Source organism: Aquiflexum sp. (genome assembly GCF_041749095.1).
In the GTDB taxonomy this organism is placed as follows: Bacteria; Bacteroidota; Bacteroidia; order Cytophagales; family Cyclobacteriaceae; genus Aquiflexum.
The window spans coordinates 1-7,468 of sequence record NZ_JBGTCA010000512.1 but is presented as its reverse complement, the minus strand read 5'-3'; the positions used below and the strand labels follow the sequence as shown (position 1 = coordinate 7,468).

Genomic DNA, 7,468 nt, shown 5'->3' with positions numbered 1-7,468 from the left:
TGCGTTCAGTATCGCATATATATTTTGTATCCCTTTCTTTAGTTTAATACCATTCAGTTCTTCAATAAATGATTTCTCGCTAAAGTTATGCCTCAATACATATGTTATTAAATCCACATGTTTGATAACCTCAAAAGATTGGGAAATCAAACCTACAGGGGGTGTATCTAAAACAATCACGTCATACATTTTTTTTAATTCTTCCAAAAGAATCACAAAACGTTCTGAAGCCAATAGATCGGAAGGATTCGGAGGAATTACTCCTGCAGAAATTACATCAAAGGAAGGAAACTTGCTTGGCTGAATGATTTCGAATAAAGATTCCACCTGTTGACTGAGGTAGTTGGAAAGTCCAACCTTACTTTTTAACTCAAAGTCTTTAAGCGCTGTAGGTTTGAACATATCACAACTAATCAATAAGGTTTTTTTATTGTTCATAGAATATATTGAAGCCAAATTGATCGCAGTGAAGGTTTTTCCTTCACCTGCCAAAGTTGAAGAAACTGCAATGGTCAATTGCTTGTCCAAAGGAACCACAAAAGAGATATTTGTTTTAAGCGCCCTAAAAGATTCTGCAATAGCGGAGCGGGGCTCGTTCAAAACCACCAAGGTGGAATCATCCTTGTTGAGGGGAATTTTCGCCAACAGGGGCATGGCCAGATCATCCTCTAGTTCTTTTGCATCCTTGATACGGTTATCCCTGATAACGATCACAAAAATAATGACCACAGGAATAATAAACCCTAACCCAAACAATATTATATAGGTAGCAGTCTGTTTCACTTTAATTGGTCTATTTCCGGCCTGCGCATACTCTACGATTTTATTGCTGGATGAACTAGAGGCCATAGAAATGGCTGCTTCTGCCCTTCTCTGCTGCAAAAAAGTGAAAATGGTTTCATTCAAATTCCTGCCTCTTTCCAATTTGATCAAATCCTGTTCTGTGGAGGGAAGTTTGGAGAATTGGCTTTCAAATTTTCGCGTCCTGTTCTCCAAATCATTGATTCTGAATTGGGTATTATTGGAAAGACTTCTCAGCACTTCTGATAGGGAACCACTGGTATCTTGAATTTTCCTGTTGATTTCCCTAATTCGGGGTGAGGCTTCAGTTTGTGTAAATAGCAAATTCGATCTTTCCTGTTGAAGAAGAATCAAACTATTGATCAGGGTATTTAAATTGGAATCCTCAATGCCCAAAGCTGAGGGCGCAATAATCTGATCATAATTTTCCCTTGCCAAATAGCTTTTCAAGTTTTCAAAATAATCCTTATTGAACCTTTCTTTTGACAGTTCACTTTCCAATCGGGTCAATTCCTGATAGACGGTACTACTTTCCTGACCAATATTATAAGTCCGATTGTCACTCCTAAAGGACTCCAAATTCGTTTCAAAATAGCTGAGAGAATCAGATACACCTGAGATCTGCCTATCTATAAATTCCACCGTATTTCTCGCCATCCTGTTTTTCTCCTCCAACTCCATTTCCAAATACACCTCCATCAAGGCGTCTAAATAATCCGCTCCTTTTCTGGGATGGGAGGTAGTTATCAACAGTTCTAAAACTGTAGCAACATTGTCAAAAGGATAGATCAGCAATGATTCCCCCGTGTACTTTGACACCAAAGAACTTTTAGGGTTTAATGATATCAAAACCTCACCATCACTGATATTCTTGACCAAAGATACCTTGACCTTTAGAAAAGGCAGGTCCAAAAATTCCCCAAAAGGAAAATCTCCCGGGTATTCTTCCTCCAAAAGCAATTCTTCATTTGAGGAACCTGCAATATTTTTTTTATAGATTTCATCTGGGAAACTTAAGGTGAATTTTTTGGTATCTTTCCAAGAAATCCGGATTTTACCTCCTGTGACCTGTGCATGTTCCCAATCTACCTGAACATAAATTGGAGAAGCTTTATACAATTCCTTGTCGGTAAACATTCCCGGTTCAAAATAATCCACGTTAAAATCAAGCCTGTCCAGTGCTTTTTCTGCAACTGTTCTTGATTTCAAAAAAACTGCCTGATTGGCCATTTTGGTATCCATTCTTCCATATGCTCCAGTATTGCCAAGACCAGTTAGGTTAAGAATTCCAGTATTGCCCACTTCATCGTTGATATAAAATTTACTGCTTGCCTGATAAATTGGGGCTTTGGTTTTATTCATGAAATATCCTGCTATCATTGCCAGGGATACAGATATGAAGATATAAGGCAAATATTTGATATACTTTAAAAAAAATTTTATGGGGTCAAATATTTCCACCTTATCTTCAGGCCTAAAACTATTTTCCATATTATTCTGAATGATTTTCATGTTTCTTGTTATCTATTTGCCGTAGTATAGAGCAATAATGCCAATGTGGACAAAGCTGACAGTAGCTGTATAGTTTGTATAAGAGTAGTGCCCGTACCCAATTCCCTAACCTTCATTGGTTCTGCGTAAATCATATCATTGGGTCTTATAAAATAAAATTCAGAACTCATAATATCGTTGTTATTCAAATTGATTCTGTGGGCCCTTGACCCCTCCGGATATTGCCTGATTAACATGATGTCATCCCTTTTTGCGACAATTGTAAGGTCACCCGCTGTAGCAATTGCTTCAAAAATTGTCACCCTATTTTGTAGAATTGTATATTTCCCTGGTCTGGAAAATTCTCCCAATGCACTGAACCTGATCCCACCCAATCTTACCCTAACAAAATAATCCTCATCCCGAACAAACTTTTTTAATTCTTTTTCTATTGCAGTTTTGGCTGTTTCCATATTCATCCCCACTAACTCTATCTTTCCCAAAACAGGCATGTCGACAAATCCCCTATCATCCAAGGTGTAACCACTGAGATAAAAAATATCGCCACCACTCATTAATCCACCACCCCCTCTCATCATATTGTTCCTGTTTCCACCTTGATCATTGATATCAAGCATTGAATTTAGAATAGGATCTGATGTTTTGATATTGATTTCAAGGACATCGTTGTATTGTAAAAGGTATTCTTCAAACTTGGAAGGTACCATTTCTCCCATTTGAACCAATTTGTCTCCATCGGGTAAATCTTGCATGTAAATCACCCTTTTGTTGGAAATACAGCCAACCGCTAAAAAAATTAACGGGATAATCTAGAATAGTTTATTTTTAAACTTCATCATAAATATTGATAGATTCTAATTTTTGCGGATAGATTAAACTGAGCCAGTTATAATTTTGGCTAAATTAATTAATTCTTATGGTTATAAAAAAGTATTTCATATTATTTTTTTTGTATTTCATTTTATAAAGTACCATTTTATACTTACTGACAGAATCAAATGACAAATAGTAGGCCATAATCACAAAGTTAACACGATTTACCTGGATATAAATCTAATTCATTTTAATAAATTACTTGGATATGTTTGGTTAAAGGACTTTCCTGGTATTTGAAGTAGGGTTTTTTATCTCTTATTAACAAAGGCCTGGAAGCAGTAATCACATTACCCATAGAATCTGTTGTATAAAGATACAATCTGGAAGGTGTTGAGGGCAATTGGATTTCTACAAATTGATTATTCAATTTTGAATTTATCACTGGGTTGATCATTTTCCAATTTTGGTCGTAGATCAACCATGTGTGGTCCAAATCTCCTGTATATCCATTGGTGATGGCAGCAGAGAACCATAAGCTTTCTCCGGGATTCAAGAAGTTCCAATGTCCTACAATAGTAATATCGGGAAAGGATTTGGGTAGCCCTTTATCTTCCATCCAAGCATTTTGGAGGTAATAATAAGCAGGCTTCAACCTGCCTTTGTAATCGGTAATTCCAAACCAGGTTGCAGTACCTTCATAGCGGTCCATCCAACTGAATGCCATCCCGCCTAAGTTTCTGCCCTTATGTTGATGAATATATTCCACCCACTGTTTTTTATAATATTCTGCTTTGCGGAGTGAAGAAAGTTCAATCAACAAGCTATCATTCCAATAATCTCCCAACTCTTTATTCCAATAACCTTTTGGACCAAATTCAGTCACCACGTAAGGTTTTCCGGGATAGATTTTCCCGAATATGGAATCAAGTTGACTGATGTTTTCCTCATAATAGGAGTTTACTCCGATGACATCAATATGGGGCGCATAAGCCCTATATTGATGGATGGCGCCTATCAATCTTTCGTTGTCATGTTCTTCTGAAGAAAATACGGGTCTATCCGGGTCAATCTGCTTGATCTTTATGGCCAAGTCATTTAAAAATTCAAAATAACTCCTCCTTACCAAACTCAAATAGGGTTGGGCATGATGTTTTTTTAATAAACCCCAAGTTTCATTGCCTATATTCCATACGATGATGCTTTTATCATTTTTATATTTCCTTACCTGTGCCAGTACTTTCTTTTCGTAGGCTTTTAGCCTTTTACTATCTTTTGCGTAATCTACCTTTGGATCAAACCAAAAACCAAACATTACTTTCAATTCATGTTCTGAGGCAGCTCGTAGGATATTTCTGTCATAAATGCCGGGTTCATACCTTCTGATGGTATTGGCCCCCATATTTTTGATCAATTGAAAGTCCGTGTCCAGTTGTTTTCTGGACAATGGATTAAATCCTTCTTCCCAGTCATGTCCAGTATTGTAACAGATACCTTTGATGTAAAACGGCTGACCATCCACCCAAAGCTGATGATATTCATTTTCGGTTTTTAACATTTTTGGGACAATTTCATCATTTGGCAGCACCTCAAGTTTAACCAAATAATTTCTTTGCTTAATTAAATCAAACCCAGCAAAGCCATCTCCAATATTATTCAGATCAAAAGTCCAATTAATAAAACCCCCATTATCTACCGGCCGCCAATCGGTTATCCAGTTCTTATCTATATCACTGTAAAAAAGCACTGTGGCCTTGATTTCAGGATGTTTCGCTTTGATTTTTTGATGGGATTCATGCACCCATTTCTTACCTTCTCCACTATAAGAGGTAGAGCCAAACTCAGCTAACATGACTGGGAGGTTAATGCCTTTTTGTTCAATTTGTTCTTTAAATGGTGAGTAAATTTTATCAAAATTTCTTGAGTTTTGGTCTTCACTTGCCAAACCATAATTCAAAGCTGTTAACCCGATCCAGTCAACATATTGCGTGTAAGAACTATCATTTCCATAAGGAAAATAGGATTCAAATCCCTCTGTGGACCATGGACTCCATACCCATGAAACATTGTGTGCACCAACTTTTTCAAATCGGAAATGTACATACTTCCATGCTTCTACATATTCTTCCGGAGTATTGCCCCCGGATTTGGACCAAGAATACATGGGATTCTCCATTTCATGCGCAAATCTTAAAAAAACCGGTGAATTGAGGTCTCTTAATGCCTCTGCCATCTGATCGATATAGGAATCAAAATAACCACCTACAATATATTTAAAAATCTTGCGGTTGTTTTTAAGGTCTTCTACTTCTGAAAAGGCCTCAAATAAATTAGACCAAGGTTCCCATGTAACCATGGGAATAGCCCCATGTTCAATGATTTTTTGCCATTTTTCTAAAGGAAGTGGGCCATCTCCCCATGCCAGGTATGAAGAAATGATAGACCATTGTTGACCTGCCTTGGATTCAAGATCACGGATAAGGGCTATATCCGATTCGATATCAAAATTGGGATCGTATATTCCGGTGTAGAATCCACCCAACTCTTTTTCAATTGGTGAATTTAATTTTGGATCGAGGTATTCATCGTTTCCAAATTTGAATGAGCTAATAATAAAAAAAGAAGTGGCACTCAACATGAGCATCAAGACAACATGAAATGCTATCCTGCTCAATTTAAGATAAGACAGGTTCTTTTTTTGGATAGCAAAGGTGCCTCTAAACGAATTCACCGAACTTTTCGATTTGTAAACCCAAGTTGACTGTCCAATAGCGAAGGCAGTAAATAAAACCACTGCATTGATCAAAGCAAAAAGTGCCATCAACATGCTATAAGGTTGCCAATCTGTGGACAAGCCATACACTACTGCAGAAACAGAAATAAAAGCTACCAGCAGATTTGGTAAACCCAATAAAAACTCTCTTCTGGTAGTATGTTCTTTTGGGGTGGGAATGTAAGGTACTTTAATATTAAACAAGGTGTAAACAAAGCCAATGATGTATATCCACCAAGTCCCAACCCTTAAAATTCCACCCATCAAATGTAATCCTTTTTCCTCCTGATGATTAAGCCATCCTTGGGCGAAATACCTGTATATTAAATTCAAAAAGAAAAATGGTGTAAAATACATAAAAAACAACATGGGTTCCATCAACCATGGATATTCCCCGGTAAACAAGGAATAAACAGGAACTACAAAATCGATTAATCCTAATAGGCCAAACAAATAATAAACAGGCAATAGTCCATAGTGCAACTTTTGCCTGCAAGTGAATTTACTGAAAAGCTTGGGGAATAGATTAAACCATAAATCAAATGTTCCCCTACTCCACTTTATCTGTTGTTTGTAATATGCTGAAATGCTGCTGGGAACCTGCCCGCGCGATAGAATAACCGGTTCATACACAGATTTCCAACCTTTGGCATGAAGCAGCATGGAAGTATGCATGTCCTCGGTAAGTCCTGCTGCATGTCCTCCTATGGAATCAAGTGCCTCCCTTCTAAAAGTGCAATTGGCCCCTATTGCCTGTGCGGTCCCATATTCTCCCATTGCCTGCATATAAGGACCATAAAACATATAGGTCTGTTCAGCTGCTCCTTGGGCGATAAAAGACTCTTTTTGATTGCCATAAGATTGGACTACTTGTACATAGCCTATTTCCGGATCATCGAAATGATGCAATAAATGGTCTAAAAAATCCGGATAAGGTGCGTGATCTGGATCCAAAATTACACATATTTCACCTGTGGCTTGTTTTAAGGCATTGTTGATATTTCCTGCTTTGGCATTTTCATGGGTATCACGGGCGATGTGTATTACACCAAGTTCGACGCAGAGTTTTTTCACATAAGCATCATCACCTTCATCACAGAGGTAAGTGGTATGCGGATATTTTACTGCTACCAAGGCCCTTAAAGAATTCTCTAACATTGTATAAGGTTCACCGGGACAAAATGTGGTGAGCATATCCACCGTGTAAGGTTTTAATGGTAATTTCGGTTTTTCTGATTTGTCCCGTGGTTTTGGCAATCCGGCATAGTGGTACCATTCAAAACCTACTTTTAACAATTTGAAAAATAATGAAATAGTAAGAAAGTAATACAAGACCTTATGCCCTATTCCAACCTCTGTAAAGAAGCCATAAAGGAATATTGCCAGGGAAAGAATTCCAAGAATAAGAATTGATTTGCCAAGCAGCAATTTTTGGTTCATCTAATAAATGGGGTGATATATTTTTCAAAATACATTATTTTATTTTTAAAATACAAATTTATTTTTAAAATACAAATTTATTTATATAAAAGTGATTTTTAAAAAAAAATAAGAAATATTTAATTAGAT

The 7,468-nt window shown here is 37.0% G+C and carries 3 protein-coding genes; all 3 read right to left on the bottom strand.

Annotation, left to right across the window (positions count from 1 at the left end):
• The coding region (locus ACEW8O_RS23270) for a polysaccharide biosynthesis tyrosine autokinase (protein WP_373497025.1) at positions 1–2,313 on the bottom strand (2,313 nt) is incomplete at its 3' end.
• An 8-nt stretch (positions 2,314–2,321) separates the two neighbouring features.
• Positions 2,322–3,065, bottom strand: coding sequence for a polysaccharide biosynthesis/export family protein (locus ACEW8O_RS23265; protein ID WP_373497024.1), 744 nt, complete (start codon positions 3,063–3,065; stop codon positions 2,322–2,324).
• A gap of 311 nt (positions 3,066–3,376) precedes the next feature.
• On the bottom strand, positions 3,377–7,339 hold the full coding sequence (locus ACEW8O_RS23260; protein ID WP_373497023.1) for a glycosyltransferase family 2 protein: 3,963 nt from the start codon (positions 7,337–7,339) through the stop codon (positions 3,377–3,379).
• Between the last annotated feature and the right edge of the window lie 129 nt (positions 7,340–7,468).